This window comes from Bacillus sp. NPDC094106 (assembly GCF_044764345.1).
In the GTDB taxonomy this organism is placed as follows: Bacteria; Bacillota; Bacilli; order Bacillales; family Bacillaceae_G; genus Bacillus_A.
Map to the genome: position 1 here is coordinate 38,743 of NZ_JBIWHY010000020.1, position 22,833 is coordinate 61,575.

The 22,833-nt window shown below is 35.5% G+C and carries 26 protein-coding genes; 20 read left to right on the plus strand and 6 right to left on the minus strand.

The features are described from left to right. Positions 1-80 precede the first annotated feature (80 nt). The 3 genes from ACIQ7L_RS23320 to ACIQ7L_RS23330 are packed head-to-tail and all read left to right on the plus strand — an operon-like array spanning position 81 to position 2,494. A complete protein-coding gene (locus tag ACIQ7L_RS23320) occupies positions 81-995 on the plus strand; it encodes an ABC transporter ATP-binding protein (protein ID WP_400572033.1) in 915 nt (304 codons plus the stop codon). Next, positions 995-1,735, plus strand: coding sequence for an ABC transporter permease (locus ACIQ7L_RS23325; protein WP_400572036.1), 741 nt, complete (start codon positions 995-997; stop codon positions 1,733-1,735). Before ACIQ7L_RS23320 ends, ACIQ7L_RS23325 begins: the two co-directional genes overlap by 1 nt. 12 nt (positions 1,736-1,747) lie before the next feature. Further along, positions 1,748-2,494 carry an ABC transporter permease gene (locus ACIQ7L_RS23330; protein WP_400572038.1) on the plus strand — a complete coding sequence of 249 codons (747 nt, stop codon included), beginning with the start codon at positions 1,748-1,750 and terminating at the stop codon, positions 2,492-2,494. A 64-nt stretch (positions 2,495-2,558) separates the two neighbouring features. Here ACIQ7L_RS23330 and ACIQ7L_RS23335 read toward each other — a convergent pair whose 3' ends face one another. Then, entirely contained in the window at positions 2,559-2,660 is a 102-nt protein-coding gene (locus ACIQ7L_RS23335) for a DUF3948 family protein (protein ID WP_400572040.1), read from the minus strand. An 811-nt stretch (positions 2,661-3,471) separates the two neighbouring features. Here ACIQ7L_RS23335 and ACIQ7L_RS23340 point away from each other — a divergent pair. Both ACIQ7L_RS23340 and ACIQ7L_RS23345 read left to right on the plus strand, forming a co-directional pair. Beyond that, positions 3,472-4,242, plus strand: a complete 771-nt coding sequence (locus tag ACIQ7L_RS23340; RefSeq protein WP_400572042.1) for a TatD family hydrolase — start codon at positions 3,472-3,474, stop codon at positions 4,240-4,242. Between the two features lie 315 nt (positions 4,243-4,557). Next, positions 4,558-5,091, plus strand: coding sequence for a transglycosylase SLT domain-containing protein (locus ACIQ7L_RS23345; RefSeq protein ID WP_400572044.1), 534 nt, complete (start codon positions 4,558-4,560; stop codon positions 5,089-5,091). A gap of 17 nt (positions 5,092-5,108) precedes the next feature. On the opposite strand, the gene ACIQ7L_RS23350 is transcribed toward ACIQ7L_RS23345, so the two are convergent. Both ACIQ7L_RS23350 and ACIQ7L_RS23355 read right to left on the minus strand, forming a co-directional pair. Further along, positions 5,109-5,894: a DUF4931 domain-containing protein gene (locus tag ACIQ7L_RS23350; RefSeq protein ID WP_400572046.1), complete on the minus strand. Its 786-nt coding sequence runs from the start codon at positions 5,892-5,894 to the stop codon at positions 5,109-5,111. A gap of 34 nt (positions 5,895-5,928) precedes the next feature. Beyond that, the gene (locus ACIQ7L_RS23355; RefSeq protein WP_400572094.1) at positions 5,929-6,111 is read right to left on the minus strand and encodes a YciI family protein; all 183 of its coding nucleotides are present in this window, start codon (positions 6,109-6,111) and stop codon (positions 5,929-5,931) included. 208 nt (positions 6,112-6,319) lie between these two features. Here ACIQ7L_RS23355 and ACIQ7L_RS23360 point away from each other — a divergent pair, with 208 nt between their 5' ends. After that, a complete protein-coding gene (locus tag ACIQ7L_RS23360) occupies positions 6,320-8,065 on the plus strand; it encodes an ABC transporter ATP-binding protein (RefSeq protein WP_400572048.1) in 1,746 nt (581 codons plus the stop codon). Between the two features lie 22 nt (positions 8,066-8,087). On the opposite strand, the gene ACIQ7L_RS23365 is transcribed toward ACIQ7L_RS23360, so the two are convergent. After that, positions 8,088-8,210, minus strand: a complete 123-nt coding sequence (locus tag ACIQ7L_RS23365) for a spore coat protein B (protein ID WP_400572050.1) — start codon at positions 8,208-8,210, stop codon at positions 8,088-8,090. 423 nt (positions 8,211-8,633) lie between these two features. Between ACIQ7L_RS23365 and ACIQ7L_RS23370 the strand changes: the two genes are divergently transcribed. The 7 genes from ACIQ7L_RS23370 (at position 8,634) to ACIQ7L_RS23400 (ending at position 16,234) form a co-directional block, all read left to right on the plus strand. Then, positions 8,634-8,768 carry an RAxF-45 family protein gene (locus ACIQ7L_RS23370; RefSeq protein WP_303745253.1) on the plus strand — a complete coding sequence of 45 codons (135 nt, stop codon included), beginning with the start codon at positions 8,634-8,636 and terminating at the stop codon, positions 8,766-8,768. Positions 8,769-8,892: 124 nt separating this feature from the next. Continuing rightward, complete coding sequence (gene abc-f / locus ACIQ7L_RS23375; protein ID WP_400572052.1) at positions 8,893-10,767, plus strand: ribosomal protection-like ABC-F family protein; 1,875 nt, start codon at positions 8,893-8,895, stop codon at positions 10,765-10,767. A gap of 174 nt (positions 10,768-10,941) precedes the next feature. Then, complete coding sequence (locus ACIQ7L_RS23380) at positions 10,942-12,135, plus strand: sensor histidine kinase (RefSeq protein ID WP_400572054.1); 1,194 nt, start codon at positions 10,942-10,944, stop codon at positions 12,133-12,135. Continuing rightward, positions 12,132-12,794 (plus strand): response regulator, encoded by a 663-nt coding sequence (locus ACIQ7L_RS23385; RefSeq protein ID WP_400572056.1) that lies wholly within the window; start codon positions 12,132-12,134, stop codon positions 12,792-12,794. The genes ACIQ7L_RS23380 and ACIQ7L_RS23385 overlap by 4 nt, the downstream gene beginning before the upstream one ends. Positions 12,795-12,932: 138 nt before the next feature. Beyond that, on the plus strand, positions 12,933-13,865 hold the full coding sequence (locus tag ACIQ7L_RS23390; protein WP_400572058.1) for an ABC transporter ATP-binding protein: 933 nt from the start codon (positions 12,933-12,935) through the stop codon (positions 13,863-13,865). Between the two features lie 15 nt (positions 13,866-13,880). Then, positions 13,881-15,077: an ABC transporter permease gene (locus tag ACIQ7L_RS23395; protein ID WP_400572060.1), complete on the plus strand. Its 1,197-nt coding sequence runs from the start codon at positions 13,881-13,883 to the stop codon at positions 15,075-15,077. Between the two features lie 11 nt (positions 15,078-15,088). Next, positions 15,089-16,234 carry an ABC transporter permease gene (locus ACIQ7L_RS23400; protein ID WP_400572062.1) on the plus strand — a complete coding sequence of 382 codons (1,146 nt, stop codon included), beginning with the start codon at positions 15,089-15,091 and terminating at the stop codon, positions 16,232-16,234. A gap of 13 nt (positions 16,235-16,247) precedes the next feature. On the opposite strand, the gene ACIQ7L_RS23405 is transcribed toward ACIQ7L_RS23400, so the two are convergent. Together ACIQ7L_RS23405 and ACIQ7L_RS23410 are read right to left on the minus strand one after the other, a co-directional pair. Continuing rightward, on the minus strand, positions 16,248-16,445 hold the full coding sequence (locus tag ACIQ7L_RS23405; protein ID WP_400572064.1) for a hypothetical protein: 198 nt from the start codon (positions 16,443-16,445) through the stop codon (positions 16,248-16,250). 44 nt (positions 16,446-16,489) lie between these two features. Beyond that, positions 16,490-17,362 (minus strand): Cof-type HAD-IIB family hydrolase, encoded by an 873-nt coding sequence (locus ACIQ7L_RS23410; protein WP_400572066.1) that lies wholly within the window; start codon positions 17,360-17,362, stop codon positions 16,490-16,492. A 1,116-nt stretch (positions 17,363-18,478) separates the two neighbouring features. Here ACIQ7L_RS23410 and ACIQ7L_RS23415 point away from each other — a divergent pair. The 7 genes from ACIQ7L_RS23415 (at position 18,479) to ACIQ7L_RS23445 (ending at position 22,744) form a co-directional block, all read left to right on the plus strand. After that, complete coding sequence (locus tag ACIQ7L_RS23415) at positions 18,479-18,589, plus strand: DUF3948 family protein (RefSeq protein ID WP_097897787.1); 111 nt, start codon at positions 18,479-18,481, stop codon at positions 18,587-18,589. A gap of 53 nt (positions 18,590-18,642) precedes the next feature. Then, positions 18,643-18,753, plus strand: a complete 111-nt coding sequence (locus ACIQ7L_RS23420; RefSeq protein WP_098338173.1) for a DUF3948 family protein — start codon at positions 18,643-18,645, stop codon at positions 18,751-18,753. Between the two features lie 73 nt (positions 18,754-18,826). Then, a complete protein-coding gene (locus ACIQ7L_RS23425; protein WP_217993885.1) occupies positions 18,827-18,937 on the plus strand; it encodes a DUF3948 family protein in 111 nt (36 codons plus the stop codon). Between the two features lie 40 nt (positions 18,938-18,977). Further along, positions 18,978-19,091 (plus strand): DUF3948 family protein, encoded by a 114-nt coding sequence (locus tag ACIQ7L_RS23430; RefSeq protein ID WP_400572069.1) that lies wholly within the window; start codon positions 18,978-18,980, stop codon positions 19,089-19,091. A 362-nt stretch (positions 19,092-19,453) separates the two neighbouring features. Further along, a complete protein-coding gene (gene hppD, locus ACIQ7L_RS23435; RefSeq protein WP_097897783.1) occupies positions 19,454-20,572 on the plus strand; it encodes a 4-hydroxyphenylpyruvate dioxygenase in 1,119 nt (372 codons plus the stop codon). A gap of 77 nt (positions 20,573-20,649) precedes the next feature. Then, positions 20,650-21,606 (plus strand): fumarylacetoacetate hydrolase family protein, encoded by a 957-nt coding sequence (locus ACIQ7L_RS23440; protein ID WP_400572071.1) that lies wholly within the window; start codon positions 20,650-20,652, stop codon positions 21,604-21,606. Beyond that, positions 21,572-22,744 carry a homogentisate 1,2-dioxygenase gene (locus ACIQ7L_RS23445; protein ID WP_400572073.1) on the plus strand — a complete coding sequence of 391 codons (1,173 nt, stop codon included), beginning with the start codon at positions 21,572-21,574 and terminating at the stop codon, positions 22,742-22,744. Before ACIQ7L_RS23440 ends, ACIQ7L_RS23445 begins: the two co-directional genes overlap by 35 nt. Positions 22,745-22,833: the final 89 nt, after the last annotated feature.

The window sequence follows — 22,833 nt, forward strand, 5'->3', positions numbered from 1 at the left end:
TTAAGGTTAGCTCAATTTGAGATTAAGAGATAATACTTACAATACATAGTAGCTTAAATCGAAATAAAGAGGTGGCAACTATGGGAGAGTATATTATTGAAACAGAGAATTTAACAAAAACATATGGGAATATAAATAGTGTTAGTGAGTTATCAATGAAGGTTGGCAAAGGTGAAATTTATGGGTTTTTAGGTCCAAATGGAGCAGGAAAAACAACTACAATTCGAATGTTACTTGGTTTAATCAAGCCGACTGCAGGTAATATTAAGATATTTAATCAAGATTTGAAGACAAAAAGAATGGAGATTTTAAAAGAGACAGGTTCTCTTGTAGAATCCCCATCATACTATGGTCACCTAACAGGTTATGAAAATTTAGAAATAATCCGGAATATGCTGCAAGTGCCAAAGAAACAGATTGATGAAGTGCTACAGACTGTTCGGTTGGATAAGCAAAAAGATAAGCTAGTAAAGCAATACTCACTTGGAATGAAGCAACGGCTGGGAATTGCAATGGCGTTACTTGGAAATCCAAAGTTGTTAGTTTTAGATGAACCGACAAATGGACTGGATCCAGCTGGGATTCAAGAAATTCGTGAGCTTATTAAACGGCTCCCGGTAGAGCGTGATATGACAGTAATTATTTCTAGTCATTTGTTAAATGAAGTTGATCAAATTGCTACACATGTCGGGATCATAAATAGCGGAAAGCTTATTTTTCAAGATAACATTGAGGTATTGCGGAAACAAAGCCAAGCATCACTTAAAATCCGTGTAGATGATGTCAATAAGGCACAGCGAATTTTAGGGGAACAGAAAATTCATTTTGCAATTGAAGGTGGTTGCCTCGTTACAAGGAAACAAGAAGATCATTATATTTCTCTTGTAAATCATATACTCGTTCAAAACAAAATAGCAGTATATCGAATTGAGGAAGAAAAGCATACGCTAGAAGAAATTTTCCTGAATCTAACGGGAAAAGGCGGTGTTTTGTAATGGTAGGTTTGCTAAAAGGTGAACTTTTGAAAGTGAAAAGAAAGAAAGTACTTTTAGTAGTATTTTGTATACAAATGCTAGCATTGCTTTGGCTATTTGGTGTGATGTCACAAAGCAATAAGGCATTTTATAATTGGAACGCATTAATTTCCCAATTAAGTATAATTAACGGCTTATTTTTACCTATTTTAATAGCAATGATTACTTCTCGTATTGTTGATTTTGAAAATAAAGGGAATACGTGGAAGTTATTATTTGCTATGCCTATTCCTAGACTATCCATTTATATGTTGAAAATTATATGTAGTATTCTGTTTTTAGGATTTGCAAACATAATTGCGTATATAGGCGTTATTTGTATCGGGAAAATGCTACACTTTGTAGATTCTATTCCAATAATTCTTTTATGGAAATACAGCTTTTTTACACTTATAGGAAGTATGCCGATGGTTATCTTGCAGCTTTGGATTTCCTTAAGTGTAAAAAATCAGGTGTTTGCATTGGCGGCAGGAGTTATTGGGACATTCTTAGGATATTTTTCGCAAATGTTTCCGTGGTCAAAGTTAATGATTTGGGGATATCCATCTTTAACAAGCCCAATTTCTTGGACATTTTCAGAGGGGCATGTAGTTTATTTTTCGAACACGGAAGTTTCAACGAATCTATTAATAAGCCTAGGAGTAACAGCGCTCCTCATAGGTTGTAGTTGTATTCAAATGATGCGAAAAGATATTCACTAGGAGGATGTAAAGATGTTGCAGAATACATTGCGAAGTGAGTTATTAAAGTTAAAACGTTCTAAAATATGGATTGTCATGATTGTTATTCCACTTATTTGTATTGCACTTGGATTATTGAATTTCTTTGCAAACTACAATGTGCTAATGGAAGTATCAAATAACGAGTGGACAAAGGCTTGGACCCAGGTTGGACTAATTTATGGATTATTCCTTTTGCCTATTTTAGTAAGTGTATATTGTGCATTTGTATGCCGATTTGAACATATCGAGGGGAATTGGAAAAAGCTAGCTTCTTTACCAGTGCCTTTTCGTTATGTGTATATAGCAAAATTAGTAGTTGTCATGCTATTAACTTTATGTACACAACTATTTTTTCTATTTATGTATATTTTAATTGGTAAACTAACTGGAATTACAAGTGAAATTCCTTGGCGTACATTGCTAAATTGGAGCTTCAATGGTTGGATTGGTACACTTTCTATTACTGCTTTACAGCTATTAATTGCATCTTCTATTAAAAGTTTTGCTGTTCCTGTTGGAATAGGAGTTGGATTTACTTTTGCCGGGATGATATTTCAATATCTTAATATCGGATTTATATGGCCATTTGCACAGCCAGGAGTAGCGATGGATCCGATTTGTTTAGAGGGATTACACACCGTATTTCAATTTAGTAGTTTTTACGTGACAATTGGTTTGTTTGTAATAATCTTTTCATGGATTGGCATTCGGCGTTTTACAGCAAGAGACATCGCTTAACAGGAAAACCCAACCGGGACAGGTTGGGCTTTCTTTATTATATAAAGGGGAAGGGGACACGATTTTATACGAGAATCATTGCAGCGGTATAAATGAAAGTTGTAAGAAGAGCTGCACTGCTAGCAAGTCCAATTACGTCTACTTTGTTAAAAGTGATGTTGTTCATATTTACTCTCTCCTTACTTATTTTATGAAGTAGTAACAATACTGTGTTTGTTGCTCTTTCTGACTTTATTGTACGAAATACTTGTGAAAGCAACTATCGAATTACATGACAGGAGGCTTACAGTTTTGTAATGTATGTGTAAGGTAATTCGATAGTTGTTATGTACGAACTTTACTACAATGTGAGTAGGAAGTTTGAACATACAACTTTCTGTCTGAATGATGATGAATATTTGAAAACCAACTAACTATTGAATAGACCTCATCTCTATAGGAAATGAGGCTATTTTTTTAAACCTTACAACATTGTAATGTTTACGTAAGTTAATTCGATGGCTCACTTGTCATATTTTTTGCATAATAGAAATAGAAAAGAAATTAGGGAGATATTAAGAAGGGAGAAGAATGGGATGCGTAAAGAAGAAGTAGTGAAGTTACCAATAAAAGATTTCTGTAGCTACTTTACTGTTGCCGTAGTATGTATTGGATTGTTTGATATGATAACAAATTTAATTGTTAAATAATATAGATGATAAAACAAGAAGGAGATTCTTTCTTGTTTTTTTATTGTCCCTAATCTGGGGTAGTGTATTAATTATATATACATCAATTAAAAAGTCGACATAAAACTCACCTTTTTAGATGGGAGAGAGCATCTGGCCATGCATAGGAGCGGTCAGGGCCTTTTTCTGCCACATGCGAAGTAAAAACAGAAAGAGTAAACGAGTATAGGGTACTTTTTATTTCGCACAGCAGGGATGTAGATGTCGAAAAATGAAAATGGATTTATATAGGTGTAAGGAGGGATAGGGATGAAATGGATTGATAGTCATATACATTTGGATCAATATAAGAGCGAAGAGCAAATGGAACTAATTGATGATATGAAAAGAAGTACAGAGATCGATGGATTGATTGCGGTATCAATGAACTATCATTCTTGCCAACGGACACTATCTTTAGCAGAACAATATAAATTTGTATATCCGGCAATCGGTTTTCATCCGGAGCAACCGATTAATAAAAAAGAATGCGAACAAATTTACAAATTAATTGAAGCGAATATAGAGCATCTAGTTGCGATAGGCGAAGTTGGTCTGCCATATTATTTAAGGCAAGAAAAGAGAGATCTTCCATTAGAACTTTATATAGAGGTATTAGAGAAATTTATAGCTTTAGCTAGGAAGTACGATTTGCCTATTGTACTGCATGCAGTTTATGAAGATGCTGATATAGTATGTGATTTACTTGAAAAATATGAGATTTCACGTGCACATTTTCATTGGTTTAAGGGAAGCACAAAAACGATGGAGAGAATGGTTCGAAATGGTTACTATATTTCTATTACACCCGATATTGTACAGAAGGAGAAAATTAGAAAGATTGTCTCATTTTATCCGCTAGAATATATGATGGTTGAAACAGATGGCCCTTGGAAATTTCAAGAGGATATCATGACACATCCAAATATGATTAAAGATGTGTTGAAAGAAATAAGCCTAATAAAAAACATGCCTATAGATAAGGTTGCAGAGCGGATATATCAGAATACAGTTCGATTTTATAACGCTATTTGTCGGTAATCATACTTCCACTTTAAAATGTAGGTGGGAGCTGAAGAAAATTCCCATTATTTAAAGTTTTATTTTATGATTCCAGTCGTTCTGCACGTCTTATTAATGAAAGAAAAACGATCGCGCTCATTCCAAGTATGAGAAGGAGATATTACATTTCCCAGACAGTTTTACCATGTATTTTTCATGAAATCAGTCTAAAGCAGGATGCGAAAAGGCCTGATTATTTGATATGATTGAAGAGCAAGAGAATAATAGAATGCAGGTAATTGTAAAGGAAGAGCTGAAAGGGGACAAATTTCAGCAGAGAAAGAGGTAGGGGTAGTGAAAAAATTCTTTGTAGGATTTCTAGTTGTTCTTGGAATATATTTGTATTTTCAAGGTGAATCTGAAGGAATGGAAAGAGTAATAAAACAGGCAAGTTATGTTAATCCAGAAGAAGCAAAACAGATGAAACAAATTATTACAGAGGAAGCAAAGAAAGTAGATCTTCCTGAATGGATACCTCTTACAATTGCTGAACATGAAAGTCGTTTGAATCCAAAGAGTGTTGGAGATAATGGCACTTCGTTTGGATTGTTTCAATTACATCGCGGTGGTGGACTCGCACCGGATCATTTCACGGATGAACAATTAAAGGATCCGCGTACAAACGCTCAAATTGCAATGCCGCATTTGGCGGAAGGGTATAAAAGAGGTGTGCAAAAAGGTTTGACTGATTTTGAATTACTAAAATATATAGCAAATACGTCTGGTTGGCCGGGTAATTTAGGGCCGGAGTGGACTGATAAAAATATGAAGTATAACGAAGGGCTAAAGAACGTATATTATCGAAATAAAGGAGTAGTAAAAGAGTAGGTGTTAGGACACCTACTCTATTTTTCTATAAAAAGTTCCATTTCATTTGTAAAATATCGTTCAAGTTGCTGTTTTACATCTTCTAACTTTGTAGAAACTTGTGGGATTTTATATCCAACATATAATGGTGAAACAACGAAACGTGGAACAACCTTACAAATCATTTTACCCTCAAAATGATAGAAGAATAAATTATAGCTGCTACACCCCTTATGGAAATCTGTTAATATGTAACGCACAGTTTGTTGAATATAATGTGCCATTATATCAACGGATTTTATATCCTCAATGACAATATTAAATTCAGTAAAACCGATAATTGGACGTGTAGAAATATTAAGTTCAATTTGCTCATCTTTTTGTATGATTACGCCTTGAAAGTGTTCAGGTGTTACATTTTCTCGGTAGTCTACATATTTCATTCCAATAATTTGCATATGCGCATGATGCAAACTTCCACCTGAAAATGGACCATGATTTTTATATAAAATAACAGAAGTAAATTCATTACTATTTTCTAAAGCGAGCCAATGTTTAATCGAGAAACGAATTAACTTTTGCATGTGTTCAGGTGTATAGGTCGCAATATGATCATCACAATTATCTGTTTCTATAAGAACAGTTTGAAACGTATCTTTCAATGTTGGAAATTTATTTTTCAACCAGATAATAGAGTCTTCCGTTTCTAAAATGTCAGTGAGGTTTTCCATATCGCAAAAAGGACAAGCTGTATTTTTATTACGGATGCTCTCTGGTTTTTGTTTGCCAATATCATTTAAAAAATAAAGTTGTTGTGTATCCATTCGTATATGCCCCTTTGAAAATATATGTGAATTTCTATCTTACAAATGATGCGAAATTCGCATCGTATTTTGTCGGTGTAAATTCAATAATTTCATATTCAGCCATTCCATATATATGGAATGGATCTTCCTTAATGATCTGCTGGATTTCTTCTTTAGAATTTAGGTTCATCAAAATGAGCCCACCGGTACGTGGATTGCGGCGACCGGAAAAAATAAACTTCTCTTACGCATAATAGTGATCTAAAAATTGAATGTGTTCTTTTAGGTATTGTTCAATTTCTTCGAGTGGTTTGATGTAGTTTACCATTACTAAGAACATTTTTAATCCCCCTATGTGTGAAATCCCCGTCTAATATATTCGTGAAAAGGAAAGGGAAATCCTGTATAGTGGTACAGGGAATAGAGGGAAAAGGAGTTAGAAGATGGAAGAACAGAAAAATGTATCATTTCGTGATATATGGCGGACTGCTAATCCGTCAAAAAAATTATTTGCAATAGGGTTGTTTTTTTCAATACTATCAACAATTGCTGGACTAGGTATCCCGCTCTTAATTAAAGAATTAATGGAAAAATTTTCAAACGGATTCTCCTTTTCGATGTTAGGATTGATCGCTGGATTATTGCTAGTTGAGTTTCTAAGCGAAGCTAGTTCTATGTATATGCTGTCTCGAGTTGGAGAGGGAATTGTACGGACGATAAGAGAGAAAGTATGGGGAAAATTATTAAGCCTTCCGGTAGGATATTACGATAAAAATCAATCTGGTGAGATGGTAAGCCGTGTAACGAATGATACAACAGTATTAATGACGTTAATTTCTGATGAAATTGTCCAACTTATTACCAATGTATTATCAATCGTTGTATCCATTATTATCTTATTTATATTAGACGTTCCGATGACACTTGTTTTATTGTCAGCTGTGCCTATTACTTTATTGGTTGTTTTACCGCTTGGAAAAAAGCTTGCTGACTTATCTGATCGAGAACAGAAGCAAATGTCGGAGCTAACTGCATTTTTATCACAGACATTAGGTGAAATCAAACTAATTAAATCGTATAATGCGGAGGGAATTGAATATAAAAGGGGCCAGCATAAATTTCAAAATTTATTTCAATATGGGATGAAGCAGGCCAAAATCAAATCCGTTTTAGGTCCAATTTTAGGAATGTGTACATTAGTAGTGTTAATGAGTGTTGTAGGGTTTGGTGTTTGGCGAGTTGATCGAGGATATATTTCATCTGGTGAATTAGTAGCGTTCATTTTATATTTGTTTCAAATTTTAATGCCATTTGTACAAATGAACCAGTTTGTAACGAGTTTTCAAGAGGCAAAAGGCTCTACACGGCGCCTATTTCAAATATTACATGAAAAAGAAGAAGAGCATGTTTCTCTTCCGCAAAAAGTTGATGTACCAGAAACATTAACATTTCAAAATGTAAGTTTTCATTACAATGAGCAAAGTCCAATTTTAAAAAACATTTCATTTACAGTGAAAAAAGGTACAACAACAGCACTTGTAGGACCAAGTGGTGCAGGGAAGAGTACAATCTTTTCGTTGATGGAACGATTTTATGAGCCAACAGATGGAGATATTTTATTAAATGGAAATTCTTATCGTGGCATGAATATAGAAGCATGGCGAAAGCATTTTAGTTATGTTGCTCAAGCGGCCCCTGTATTATCTGGGACAATCGTAGAAAATATTACATATGGTATGAAACGTACTGTTTTACAAGAAGAGATCATTCAGGCAGCAAAGCTTGCGAATGCACATGAATTTATCACTGAATTTCCTGATGGATATGAAACAGAGGTTGGAGAGCGTGGAAATCAATTATCTGGTGGTCAAAAACAACGAATTGCTATTGCGCGGGCCCTTTTACGTGATACAGAATTTCTATTATTAGATGAAGCAACGGCAAGTCTCGATTCGGAATCCGAAGTGAAAATACAAAGGGCGATTGAAAATGTATTTGCGAGTAGGACGACATGTGTTATCGCTCATCGATTATCAACAGTCATACAAGCCGATAACATTCTTGTGTTGGAGAACGGGAGTATCACAGGAACTGGTACACATGAAGAATTAATGAAACATCATGCGTATTATAAAAAGATTGTAGAACAACAATTTCTAATAGAAAAAACAAAAGACAAGATATCCTAATTGTACATGGGTATCTTGTCTTTTATTTTTTCTGTAATAATGTGTATGGATCATATAGAGTCGTTTCATTCTGTTTCTTTTTTCTATTTTTCAGTGCATGTAAGGCAAAGATTGTACCTACAATTGTAAAGATGGCTTTCTTCATATTTATTTCCCCCTTTTTTATTGTTCGTTTAATTCTTGGCTAACTGCTTTTGCATCAATTAAAGCGTGGAGAATCATTTTTACCATGTTCATCATTTTTATTCCTCCTTTTATAGTTGGTTAAGCTCTTTTACAACTGCTTGTCCGTTTACTAACACCTCGAAGATTGCTCTTACGATTTCTTTCATCATGATTATTTCCTCCTTTTGTGTATCTCTTGTTTACATCTTTATTGTATAAGGAGGCGTCATTATGTACTATCGCTTTCCATTACGTGAACATAACAGTTTTGTAAGATGGGATGTAATTTGGTGAAATGTTTAGTCTATCTTCATTATTTTCAGAAAAATGACTATTCAAACATTAAATGGGGAAGTATAATAAAGAAGTAAGTATCAAATTCCGTACGAAAGGAGTGAATGAGATGAAACGTTCTTTAGCTGCGCACGCAAAATTTTTAGATTTTATCTATTTTTGTCGAGCGATTTTTCATGATGTAGTTGCTAACGGGATACGTATGCCCTTTTTTAGCAATTGCATAGTAGCTATTGAACGATAGAAATCTCTTCACCCATTTTATAAGACGTGTGAAAAGGGAGCTATTTTGCTTCCTTTTTCTATGCCAAAAACCATGGGGAAAGTTTCTTTCCTCATGGTTTTTTACGTTGAAAGGAGTACGGAGAATGACAATTTGTAGTGTGAACAATGTAACGAAATCTTTTGGTGGGAACATCATATTTGAAAATATATCGCTTGAAATAAAGAATGGCGAACGCATTGGATTGGTTGGCCGAAATGGTAGCGGAAAGACAACAATTTTTCAGCTGTTAACAGGAATTGAGAGTGTAGATGCTGGAGCAATTCATATGAAGAAAGGGACGCGTATTGGTCATGTAGCACAAATTCCAAAGTTTGCTGATGAAACGACTGTATATGATGTATTAAGCTCTGCTTTTGCAAAAGAGAAGGAATTAGAAACAGAAATGCGTGGTTTAGAGAAACGTATGGCAGAGGAACAAGAGCCACTGGATTTACAAAAATCAATGGAGAAATATGGAGTCGTACAGGAGCAATTTGCGTTTTTAGGTGGTTATGAAATAGAAGCAAACATCATGAAGGTAGCAAATGGTTTACAAGTAACAGAGCTATTTTCTCGAATTTTTGCTGAGCTAAGTGGCGGGGAGCAGACGAAAGTAAGTCTTGCTTATATGCTGCTCAAGAAACCAGATTTACTGTTATTAGATGAACCGACAAATCATTTAGATTTATTTGCAGTAGAATGGCTCGAACAATTTTTGAAAGAGTATACAGGAACAGTTGTTGTGATCTCACATGATCGTTATTTTCTTGATGAAGTCGTTACGAAAATTTTTGACTTGGAAGACGGAGAAATTCATGTATATCATACGAACTACTCACAGTTTGTGAAGGAGAAGGAAGAAAGATTACTCCAAGAGTTCCAATCTTATCAAGAACAGCAAAAGAAAATAAAGAAAATGAAAGAAGCAATTAAACGCTTAAGGGAATGGGCAAATCAAGCGAACCCTCCGAACGAAGGATTGCATAAACGCGCTAGAAATATGGAACGTGCATTAGAACGAATGGAGAAGTTAAAAAAGCCAATTCTAGAAAGAAAACAGATGGGACTTCAATTTGAAGGACAAGAGAGAAGTGGAAAAGATGTTGTCGTAATGAAGGAAGTGAGCAAAAGTTTTGCGGAGCGTACTTTATTCCAAGGAGTAAATTTACATGTTCGTTTTCAAGAGCGTGCAGCTATTGTTGGACGTAATGGTACAGGAAAAACAACCTTATTAAAATTATTATTAGAGGAAATGAAATCAGATACTGGTGAGATTCGAATCGGTAGTGGTGTGAAAGTCGGTTATTTATCGCAGCATGCTTATGGAAACGTAAAAACCAATGTATTGGAAGCCTTCAGGGAGCATGTGGCTGTAACAGAGGGAGAGGCTCGGCACATATTAGCTCGTTTTTTATTTTATGGTCCAGCCGTTTTTAAAAAGGTCAATCAGCTTAGCGGTGGTGAACGAATGAGATTACGGTTGGCGCAGCTTATGTATCAAGATATAAATTTCCTTGTGTTAGATGAGCCCACAAACCATCTTGATATCGAATCAAGGGAAGTGCTGGAAGAAGCTCTCGAACAATATAATGGAACCATTCTTGCTGTTTCACACGACCGTTACTTTTTAAATAAGTTGTTTGAGAAAACATATTGGATCGATGAACATACATTGTTTGAATTTGCGGGGAATTATGCATGGGCACGTCAGAAATGGGCAGAGAGAATAGAGAAAGAAGAAGTGAAACAACAAGAGGTTCCAAAAATGAAAGTAATGAATGTAAAAAAGAAGGAATCTATTGGTATAGAAGAAATTGAAGATAAGCTTATGTATATAGAGGAAGATATATATGTGCTGGAGTGTACAATGGAAGAAACAAGAAATGTTGAAAAGTTAGAACGGTTATATAAAGAAAAAACAGAAAAAGAACGATTACGGGCGGAATTATATAATCGATTAGATCGTATGATGGAATAGATGAAAGAAAAACAAGTCATCCTCTTAGGAGATGTGGAGGTGACTTGTTTTTCTATTAATACACGTTAACTCGAGATGAAAATGGTATAATTTTCTTGCCATTATATTGTGAAAACGATTTTTTACATGTTGATATGATGTAAAACAATATTTTAAAAATGCGAGGAGAATTTGATGTTAGGGTATGCGCGTCTCATTACGATTGTTATGATTTGCATGGTATATATAAATCATGTTTCACGTGAAACAGAAAATTTAAAAATATTTGTTGGTATTGCATGTTTAATGTATGTTATAAATCATTTTTTACTTATTCAACCACATCAAGGGAGAAGGCGTACATTTTATGTATTCCTTTCAAATGGGATAGTTACAGCATTGTTAGGCTTTTTATTTCCCGAGACATGTTTGTATTTAATTATATTTGGGATTGATGCTGTAGGAGTATTTATTCATACGTGGCGGAAAGCAGTCATATATTTTTTTGTGAGTTTTTTCTTTTTATGCTGGTTTGCTATTTTACTATATACGTATCAATATACCGGAAAGATAGAAGTTGATAGTAATGCTATTAATTTTATGTTCGTTGTCTTCAGTGCTTTAGCCGGGAACTTAATTAAAAAACTGACAGTAGCCCGCCAAACTGTTGACGATCAATATGAAAAATTGACGTTATCACATATAGCTCTAAAAGAAGCGCATGAACAATTACAGCTTTATGCGAAAGAAGTAGAAGAACTAACTACAGTCCGAGAGAGGAACGATATTGCCCGAGAAATTCATGATACAGTTGGCCATAATATGACGGCTTTACTTGTTCAATTGCAGCTTGCAGAGGCTTTATGGAAGCAAAAGTCAGATGCTACAGAAGAAGTTTTACATACATGTCATGAATTAGCTAGAAAATCTCTTCAAGAGGTAAGGGCTTCAGTCCGTGCGTTGAAGGAAGAAAAAGATTTAGGAAACATAATAGAAAATATGAAAGAAATGTTAAATGAATTTTCAAAGGTAACGAAAGTACAAGTAACCTTTCATTTACAAGGGGATCCAATTATAATCCCGTTGTCATTACAACCTACCTTGTTGCGTATTATGCAAGAGTCATTAACAAATGCAAAGCGCCATGGAAAGGCTAGTTTATGTGAAGTTAGCTTATTGTGCTTAGATGAGAAAGTTATGCTATCGATTACGGATAATGGCATTGGCGTAAATGAACTGAGTCCTGGTTTTGGATTAATGAATATGAAAGAACGTGTAGAGGAACATGGTGGAATGATTCGATTTGAGAGTGAAAAGGAGAAGGGGTTTCAATTACAGATTGAGTTCCCACTTAAGGAAAAGACGTGGGTAATAGGAGGAAAGATATGATTCGTATTATGATCGTTGATGATCAATCACTTATTCGTGATGGTTTAGCAATGCTATTAAATTTACGTTCAGAACTTGAAGTGGTGGGCACAGCAAGTGATGGGGATGAAGTAGTTCGAAGAGCAGAACAATTACAACCTGAAATTATTTTGATGGATATTCGAATGCCTCGTATAAATGGCGTTGAAGGAACTCGTTTAATAAGGGAGAAGTTTCCTGATATGAAGGTTCTTATGCTGACGACATTTAATGATAGCGAACTTATTTTTGAAGCATTGGAACAAGGAGCGAGCGGTTATTTATTAAAAGATATGGAGACGGACGCAATTGTTCAAGCAATATTGACAGTTCATGGAGGAGGAGCCGTTCTTCCGCAGGATATAACAGCACAAATTGTGAAGGAACTAAAAAGAACAAAAGCGGTGGAAATATCAGAAAAAAGTCAGCCAAAGCAAATGGAGCAACTAACAGAGCGTGAAATAGATGTATTAAGGGAAATAGGCCTTGGATTAAATAATAAAGAAATTGCTGAGAAATTGTTTATTACAGAGGGAACTGTAAAAAACCATGTTTCTAACTTAATTAGTAAGCTGGAGCTGAGGGATCGGACACAAGCAGCTATATATGCGGTAAGATATGGTATTACAACATACACATGACTTTTGGCATAGAGAAAAATAAAAAAGCAGCAAATTATGCTGCTTTTTTATTTTGCATTTCTATCTTAAGGATGATGGAAGAAAGAGGATATTTTTTTACAATGAAATTGTAGATTAATGCAAAGGGGCTGAATCGACATGTTAGTCGTAGATCATATTACAAAGTCGTTTGGGAAGAAGGAAGTTGTAACGAATGTATCTTTTGAAGTTAAGAAAGGAGAAACATTTGGTTTGCTTGGTCCAAACGGTGCAGGAAAGTCGACGACGATATCAATGATTTGTGGGCTTATTCCATATGATGGCGGTGATATAAAAGTCGGGGGGAAATCTGTAAAAGAATATCCATTAGATGCGAAAAGGAAGATCGGTATTGTCCCGCAAGATATTGCTTTATATCCTACGCTTTCAGCGAAAGAAAATTTAATCTTTTGGGGGAAAATGTATGGTTTAAGTGGAGCTATTGCAAAGAAACGAGCAGATGAGGTATTAGCATATGTTGGTTTACAAGATCGTGCAAAGGACAAAATTGAAACATTTTCAGGTGGAATGAAACGCCGAATTAACATTGGTGCAGCACTTATGCATGAACCGGAGTTATTAATTATGGATGAACCAACAGTTGGGATTGACCCACAATCACGGAATCATATTTTAGAGACGGTAAAAGGATTAAATGAAAAAGGCATGACGGTCATTTATACGAGCCATTACATGGAAGAAGTGGAGTATTTATGTGAACGAATTGCGATTGTTGATCATGGAAAGGTAATTGCATTGGGAACGAAAACGGAATTATGTAATCGTCTTGCTGATGGCTTTATGGTGAAGTTACAACTGAATCGTTATAGCGAGGAGTTACTGCAGAAAATAAAAGGCATACCCACTGTAGAACGGATCATCATCGATGAGGATACAAATACACTTGATATTGGACTGAAGAATGGAGAAGCTATCGGCACGGTTGTTTCGGTAGTTGTCGAAAATCATGTGCAAATTTTAAAGCTTGAAGTACAAGAGCCAAATTTAGAAGCTCTCTTTTTACAGTTAACAGGGCGTTCACTTCGTGATTAAGGAGGTTAGGAACTCATGAAAAGTCTTATTATTGCATGGAAAGATTTAAAAATTCGTTTAATAGATCGGCGCGGATTTATGATGATGTTACTTATGCCGCTCCTATTAACAGCTATTTTAGGATCAGCACTAAGTAACATATTCGAAAACGGAGGATTACCTAAAACGGTAATTGGTTATTATCAAGAGGGAACAGATGAGTTTGCAAATATGTTTCAAAAGGATGTATTGCAATCAAAGGAAATAAAAGATGATGTAAAAGTAGAAGTAGTAACCTCGCAAAAAGAGCTAGAGGATATGGTTAAGAAACAGAAGATTGATGTTGGAATTATGATTCCGAATGGGTGGAGCGAACATATACAGGATGGAAAATTAAAAGAGCCAAAACTGATTACAGATCCATCAAAAGATATACAAGCAAAAATCGCCGAATCGATTATTCGTTCCTTTTCAGAGCGTGCTCAAACAGTTGCCGTCTCTACAAAAAATGTCGTAACAGATTTAGCAAAATCACAGCCAGAAAATATGGAACAGGCTGCAAAAGAGGTAAGTGCTAATTTACAAACAGTGGCGACTTCAAATGCAGATGGAATGGAAAAAGGAACAGTCGGCAAAAAAACAGTGGTTGCGATGCAATATTATGCTGCAGCAATGTTAGTTATGTTTTTATTATATAACATAACAGTAGGCGCAAAATCTATTGTGACAGAGCAACGAACTGAAACATTAGCAAGGCTATTAAGTACAGCGACTAGTCCTTTTGCTATTTTATTAGGTAAATTTTTAGGCACATTACTATTTGCTTGTATTCAATTTGGCGTATTTATAGTTGCTACTCATTACGCATTTCATGTGGACTGGGGGGACAATATTTCACAAATTGTAGTAGTAGGAATTGCTTATGCAATTTGTGTTTCTGGTTTATCTATGCTCATCGCAGCGTTTATTCGTGAGGAAAAAACGGCGGATTTAATAGGAGGAATCGGAATTCAGCTGTTAGCTATATTAGGAGGATCAATGTTACCAATCTATGCATTCCCAGATACCCTTCAAACAATTGCTAACATTGTTCCGAATAAATGGGCACTTACAAGTTTTTTAAACATTATGTCGGGTACATCTTGGGATGCGTTACTTCCAGTTATATTAAGTTTATCTAGTGCGGGTATTGTTTCCGTTATCATTGGAACCTTCCGTTTACGTACGAGATAGGAGGAGAAATCATGAAGAAAGCCTGGGCGCTTTGCTGGTTAGAGTTAAAACAAATCTTAATTAAGCCACAAAGCTATATACTCATGTTCGGAATGCCGATTATTTTCACATTCATTTTTGGTGGACTTTTAGGTGGAAGTGGAAACGAGAAAGTAAATATTAGTTTAGTAGACCAAGATGGATCTACATTATCCAACTCCTATTATGAGGAAATAAAGAAGAGCGATTTAATTTCTATAGAAAAGGTAACGTATGAAGAAGCGAAACAGAAAATCGAAAATAAGAAGTCCTCAGGTATTGTGACAATTCCAAAAGAATTTCAAAAGAGTATGACGGACGGGAAGATAGAGAAGGTTAAATTCCAATCAAGTGCTGATTTCACAGGAGGAGCTTCTGTAGAGCAAGTATTACAAAGTGCAATGAAAAAGATGGAAATAGAAGTAGCGGCAGCAAGGGATTCGGAGAAAAAAGGAGGAATGTCTTGGGAAAAGATGTATGAAACGATTCATGCAAAGGCAGAACCAGTTTCACTTCAAAAGGAATCCATTGTACCTGGGGAGAAAAAGCTGAATAACGTGACAGGGCGAGCGGCAGGGTTTTCTATTCTTTTTGTAATGATTGTGATGCTAAGTGCGACAGGAACAATTTTAAAATCAAGACAACTTGGCGTTTGGTATCGTTTATTAGGAACGCCTGTTTCAAAGGCTCAAATACTTGGGGGATATATACTTTCCTTCTTTTTAATTGGATGGATTCAATTTGGAACTTTAATGGCATTAACGAATGTTTTGTTCGATGTACAGTGGGGAAATCTACTAGGGATAATCATACTTGTCTCAGCGCTATTGCTAGCGGTCGTTGGTTTAGCACTATTATTAGCAAGTATCGTGAAAACAATGGAGCAACAGTCAGCATTAGGTAACATCGTGGTTATTTCAACGTGTATGATCAGTGGTCTTTACTGGCCAATTGAAATAGAACCAGAATGGATGCAAACTGCAGCGAACTTTATTCCTCAAACTTGGGCAATGCGTGGATTTACCGAATTAATTGCAAGGGGCGGGACACTGACAGATATAGTAGGATATGTTGGTATACTCATGTTATTTGCTGTTGTATTCTTCGTGATCGGTTTAACAAGAATACGTTATGATTGAAAAAAAGCAGAGTTTACAGCTTAACACGCTGAACTCTGCTTTCTTTTTGTATATTGTCTTCTCTCATAGATATGATAATCGCAATCCCGAGCATAAAGAAGAATACTAAAAAGAGGACGAACTTTGGGAAGAATGGAAATAGTAATAATGCCCCGACTATTATGAGTGTTAATACAACATAGTGCAAGACATATTGGAATAGTTTGTCCATACCTTCGCCCCCTTTTTGGTAGTTTGTTAGTATTCTATGCTCGGTCACTGAATAATAGAATTACTTTTTAATACGTACTGCTCAATTGCATGCGCAACGCCATGTTTGTCATTTGTTAATGTAACAACATCACATAATTTTTTTATATCTTCTTCAGCATTTCCCATCGCAACAGATAGACCAGCTACTTCTAGCATTGGTACATCATTAAAGTTGTCACCAATTGCAACCGTGTCTTGAATTGGAATGTTGAAATAAGATGCCATTTCCTGCAATCCATTTCCTTTATGACCATGCTTGTCCATAATTTCTAAATTGGTCGGAGCTGACGCTGTGACCATAATTTCTTTATCTTCTTGTAAAGATTGTAGCAGTTGTGAACGATGCCCAGCATCAAACGTTAAAATAAAGAATTTCGAGATTTCTAACTCTGGATTATTTACGACATCTTCGATTTTTTGGAAATCAGTAATTAAGTTAGATTTCTTTTGTTTTTCTGTAATTCGTTCAAGTTCTTCAATTGTAACATCCAGCGCATGTTTATTTTCTTCGAATGTATGTATCAGTCGTTCTTTCCAATTATAAGGAGAATACACTCCTTTATTCGTGTACAGTTTATATGGAAAGCCCTCAGATTCTAGTAATTTAGCAAGCTTGTATACTTTATCATTTTGTAAACAACGAGAGTTAATTACTTTTCCATCGACATAAACAATTGCCCCATTGCTTGCTCCAACTGGAAGTGATAACTGATATTCTTCCAATAGTTTTAAAGCATCTTCCTTTGCGCGACCAGAACAGATCATTACAACATGACCAGCTGCTTGAGCAGTGCGAATAGCTTTTAAATTTTCTTTGGAGATCTCGAGATTAGATGATAGTAATGTACCATCCATATCTAGTGCGATTAATTTCAAAATGACCACCTCTTTGCTTTTATTATACATAGTTATGTAGAGGAAACATATAAACTTATCTTGGAGACTAAGGGATTCATAATATTGCTTACTAATATGAAGCGAATTTATATATATCAATTAAAAAACCGACATGAATCGAGAGTATCTGGCCATACATAGAAGCGGTCAGAGCTTTTTTCTGCCACATGCGAAGTAAAAACAGAAAGAGTAACCGATTGTAGGTTATTTTTTAGTCTGCATAGCAGGGATTTAGATGTTGAAAAATTAAAATGGATTTATATAAATGAATATTTGCTTAATGGATAAGAGGCATGATTCAGTAATAGGTGATAAAAAATAGACCATCTTGTCAGCACAAGATGGTCAAGGAAGGGGAAAATATGTCAATTTTAATTAGGGATGGAAAGCTGTTCGAGACACTGGGGAATGTCTCATTATTAGGGAGGAACAGCTTCGATAGTTATAATATAAAAGATAGATGTGATTTCAATGTGAATTTGAAGTGAAAGGGATGGGGAATTTAATATGATTGTTTCATACTTTTTGACTAATAGAAGAAGGCATAGAAAATAGTTAGGTAATATGCAGCTATATATACATCAATTAAAAAACCAACATACCCCCCCTTTTTTTAGGCGGGAGAGAGCATCTGGTCATGTATAGAAGCGGTCAGAGCCTTTTCTGCCACATGCAAAGTAAAAACAGAAAGAGCAAACGAGTGTAGGTTACTTGTTATTCTGCATAGCAGGGATTTAGATGTCGCAAAATTAAAATGGATTTATATATGTTGACCTAGTATTTTGTAACAAAAGCAGTAATAGAGATTCTCTATTACTGCTTATTTCGGTCTGTAACCATAATGTTACAATAGTATTACAAACGCAGAAACGTTGGAAAACCCTATATAAAGGGGTTTTTAGAATATTTATGATGATTTCGTAAAAAAAATGTAATAAATTTTACGTAATTATATTGCAGTAGGAAACAAGTTATGTTACATTAATGTTACAAACGTTACACAACTAAATTTAATGTAACGTTAAGATAAAAAATATAAATCAATCATTTCTTAGAAGTTACATATAAATACCTATTAAAAAGGAGAGAAAGAATATGAACAACGAACAAGTATTACAAGTAACAAAGATGGACTTATTAGGATCAGCGAGCGGGGCAGCGGTGCTAACAGCATTAATCGTATTTTTAGCTAATGCTTTAGTATAGGAAGTAAAACGGATATTACAAAATCAGAAAGAAACGAAGGGAGAACGAACAATATGGAAAACAAAGAAGTATTACAAGTAACGAAAATGGATTTTTTAGGATCAGCGAGTGGGGCAGCAGTATTAACAGCATTAATTGTATTTCTTGCTAACGCTTTAGTATAGGAAACAGAAATTTTGTATAAGAAGTAGAACAATAGATTGCGAAATAAAAAGAAACGAAAGGAGAATGGAAGATATGAACAACGAGCAAGTGTTACAAGTAACAAAAATGGATTTACTAGGATCAGCAGGTGGAGCAGCGGTATTAACAGCATTAATCGTATTTCTTTCAAGTGTTTTAGTATAATAGAAATTTTGTATCGAATGTATAAGAAACCGAAAGGAGAATGAGGAGTATGGAACAAGTATTACAAGTAACAAAAATGGATTTCTTAGGAGCAGCAAGTGGAGCAGCAGTATTAACAGCACTTATTGTATTCCTTGCAAATGTATTAGTATGATGAGTATAGATAAGAGGAAGTTCTCATATGTTATTCATACCATTATTCAAAAAAAATAAAGGCTCTAGCATATTATAGATAATTAATATGTTAGGGCCTTTTTTGTATTCTAATAGTTTTTACCTGTTCTATATTCACGTCATTAAATCATATCCTTAAATGTATGAACTCCCTGTTATTTTAAAGAAACAAAGTCGAATTTTATATGGAAGAAAAAAGAGGAATTTGACAGAAAAGATAGAAAATTTTAAGAGTCAGAAATCTGTTAGCTTGCTAACTATTTTTTTGGTGATAGCTGGAAGCGTTTTCGATTGGTTCTAAGTATGTAACATTTAATTTATTTACAGGGGGATGAGGAATTTATGAAACAAAAATCTATGGATACGTTAGCTGCACAAATGGAGGATTTCTTTCCAGTACGCGATGTTGATCATTTAGAATTTTATGTAGGAAATGCAAAGCAATCAAGTTATTACCTTGCGAGAGCATTTGGATTTGAAATTGTAGCTTATTCTGGATTGGAAACAGGAAACCGTGAAAAGGTATCTTATGTTCTTGTGCAGAAAAACATGCGTTTTGTTGTGTCTGGGGCTTTAAATAGTGATAGCCGCATTGCTGAATTTGTAAAGGTTCATGGTGATGGGGTAAAAGACGTCGCTTTACTTGTTGATGATGTTGATAAAGCATATTCAGAAGCGGTAAAACGAGGTGCTGTTGCGATCGCTCCGCCTGAAGAGCTAACGGATGAGCATGGAACATTGAAAAAAGCAGTTATTGGTACGTATGGTGACACAATTCATACGCTTGTAGAGCGTAAAAATTATAAAGGGACATTTATGCCTGGCTATGAAAAAGTTGAATTTAATATTCCATCAGAAGAGTCAGGTTTAATTGCTGTGGATCATGTTGTAGGTAACGTTGAAAAAATGGAAGAATGGGTTAGCTATTACGAAAACGTTATGGGCTTTAAACAAATGATTCATTTTGATGATGATGATATTAGCACAGAGTATTCTGCATTAATGTCAAAGGTTATGACAAATGGAAGTCGTATTAAGTTTCCGATTAATGAACCAGCAGATGGGAAACGAAAATCACAAATTCAAGAGTATCTAGAGTTTTATAATGGTGCAGGCGTACAGCATCTTGCATTGCTGACAAATGATATTGTGAAAACAGTTGAAGCGCTTCGTTCAAATGGCGTTGAGTTTTTAGATACACCAGATACGTATTACGATGAGTTAACAGCACGCGTTGGAAAAATCGATGAAGAAATTGACAAGCTAAAAGAGCTTAAGATTCTTGTGGATCGTGATGATGAAGGGTATTTGCTACAAATTTTCACAAAGCCAATTGTAGATCGCCCAACATTATTTATCGAAATTATTCAGCGTAAAGGTTCTCGTGGATTCGGAGAAGGAAACTTTAAAGCGTTATTTGAATCTATTGAAAGAGAACAAGAACGCCGCGGAAATCTATAAAATATTTATCCACCAGCAAGAAATAAACATTTTTGCTGGTGGAAGTTGTATTTCATGATTAGTAGGGAGGAATATTGATGAAATTTGTTACATTTCGTCTTCCTTCACAAAACATGCGAGCGGGTTGGCTGGAAGGCGATAAAGTAATTGATATGAATATGGCAAGTAATGGTGTACTTCCTTCATCAATGCTTGCTTTTTTAGAGAAAGCGGATGAGTATGTAGAAATAGCGCGTGGTATTAGAAAACCAACAAGTGGCGTGTACTCTTTGGAAGATGTGCAGCTTTGTTCAGCCATCCCCAATCCAAGTAGTATTCGTGACTTTTATGCATTTGAACAACATGTCAAAACGGCTCGTGGACGTCGTGGGTTAGATGTTGTTACAGAGTGGTATGATATTCCGGTTTTTTATTTTACAAATCACCGTGCTGTCATTGGGCCAGAAGTTACAGTTTCTTGCCCGAAACAGACTCAAAAGCTTGACTATGAATTAGAAATTGCTTGTGTCATTGGGAAAGAGGGAAGAAATATTTCGCGTGAACAAGCAGAAGAATATATTTTCGGTTATTGTATTATGAATGACTGGAGCGCAAGAGATTTACAGGCAACGGAGATGAAAGTAGGACTTGGTCCAGCAAAAGGAAAGGACTTCGCTACTTCATTAGGAGCTTATCTTGTTACGAAAGAGGAATTAGATGTTTATCGCACGGGTGAACGTTATAATTTAGAAATGACTGCTCATGTGAACGGGGAACTTTTGTCTAAAGGAAATTTCCGAGATATTTACTATACGTTTGCAGAAATGATTGAACGTGCTTCAGAAGATGTTACGTTATATCCAGGAGATGTAATTGGTTCTGGAACAGTTGGCACTGGCTGTATTTTAGAACTTGGTACAGAAAAGTGGTTACAAGATGGTGATGTTGTAGAACTTACGATTACTGGACTAGGCACATTGCGTAATACAGTGAAAAAAGAAACGAAAGCGGGTGATGGGCATGTATTATCGTCACATGGGAAAACTTCCTCATAAACGACATGTGCAGTTTCGTAAGGAAGATGGTTCACTTTATCGTGAACAGGTGATGGGGACGAAAGGATTCTCAGGTACACAATCTATTTTGTATCATCATTATATGCCAACAGAAGTAGGGCATGCTGCATTAGCACATTCTTGTCAGTTACAGTATGAAGAAGATGCAGTACTTGCTCATCGTCACTTTCGCACGAAAGAGAATAGGAAAACTGGAGATGCGGTAAGTGGGAGGAATTTCATATTAGGAAATGAAGATTTATTAATCGGTGTTGTGAATCCGACAGAAAAAATGGAGTATTTCTATCGTAATGGTGATGGAGATGAAATGTTATTCATTCATTATGGAACCGGGAAAATTGAGACGATGTTTGGAACGATTCATTACCGGAAAGGGGACTATGTAACGATTCCGATTGGAACAATATATCGGGTCATCCCAGATGAGGGTGAATCTAAGTTTCTTGTTGTAGAAGCAAATAGCCAAATTACAACACCTCGCCGCTATCGTAATGAGTATGGTCAATTGTTAGAGCATAGTCCTTTCTGTGAAAGAGATATTCGTGGACCAGAGAAGTTAGAGACATATGATGAAAAAGGCGAGTTTGTCGTTATGACAAAGTCGAGAGGTAATATGCATAAGCATATTATGGCGCATCATCCGCTAGATGTTGTTGGCTGGGATGGATATTTATATCCGTGGGTCTTTAATGTAGAGGACTTTGAACCAATTACAGGACGTATTCATCAGCCACCACCAGTTCATCAAACATTTGAAGGGCATAACTTTGTTATTTGTTCTTTTGTACCTCGTTTATATGATTACCATCCAGAGGCAATTCCAGCACCATATTATCATAGCAACGTAAATAGTGATGAGGTTCTTTATTATGTAGAAGGGAATTTCATGAGCAGAAAAGGTGTAGAAGAAGGTTCGATTACGCTTCACCCGAGTGGCATTCCTCATGGACCTCACCCTGGAAAAACAGAAGCGAGTTTAGGGAAAAAAGAAACAATTGAATTAGCTGTTATGATTGATACATTCCGTCCACTTCGTATTGTAAAACAAGCGCATGAAACGGAAGATGAAAAATATATGTATAGTTGGATCGAAGAGACTTCGCATACGGTTAAATAGAAGAAAGAGGCACGTTCATAAAATGAACATGCCTCTTTCCTTTTTGGAATCGACAATTTATAGAATACCAAAAATACCTATAAAAAGAT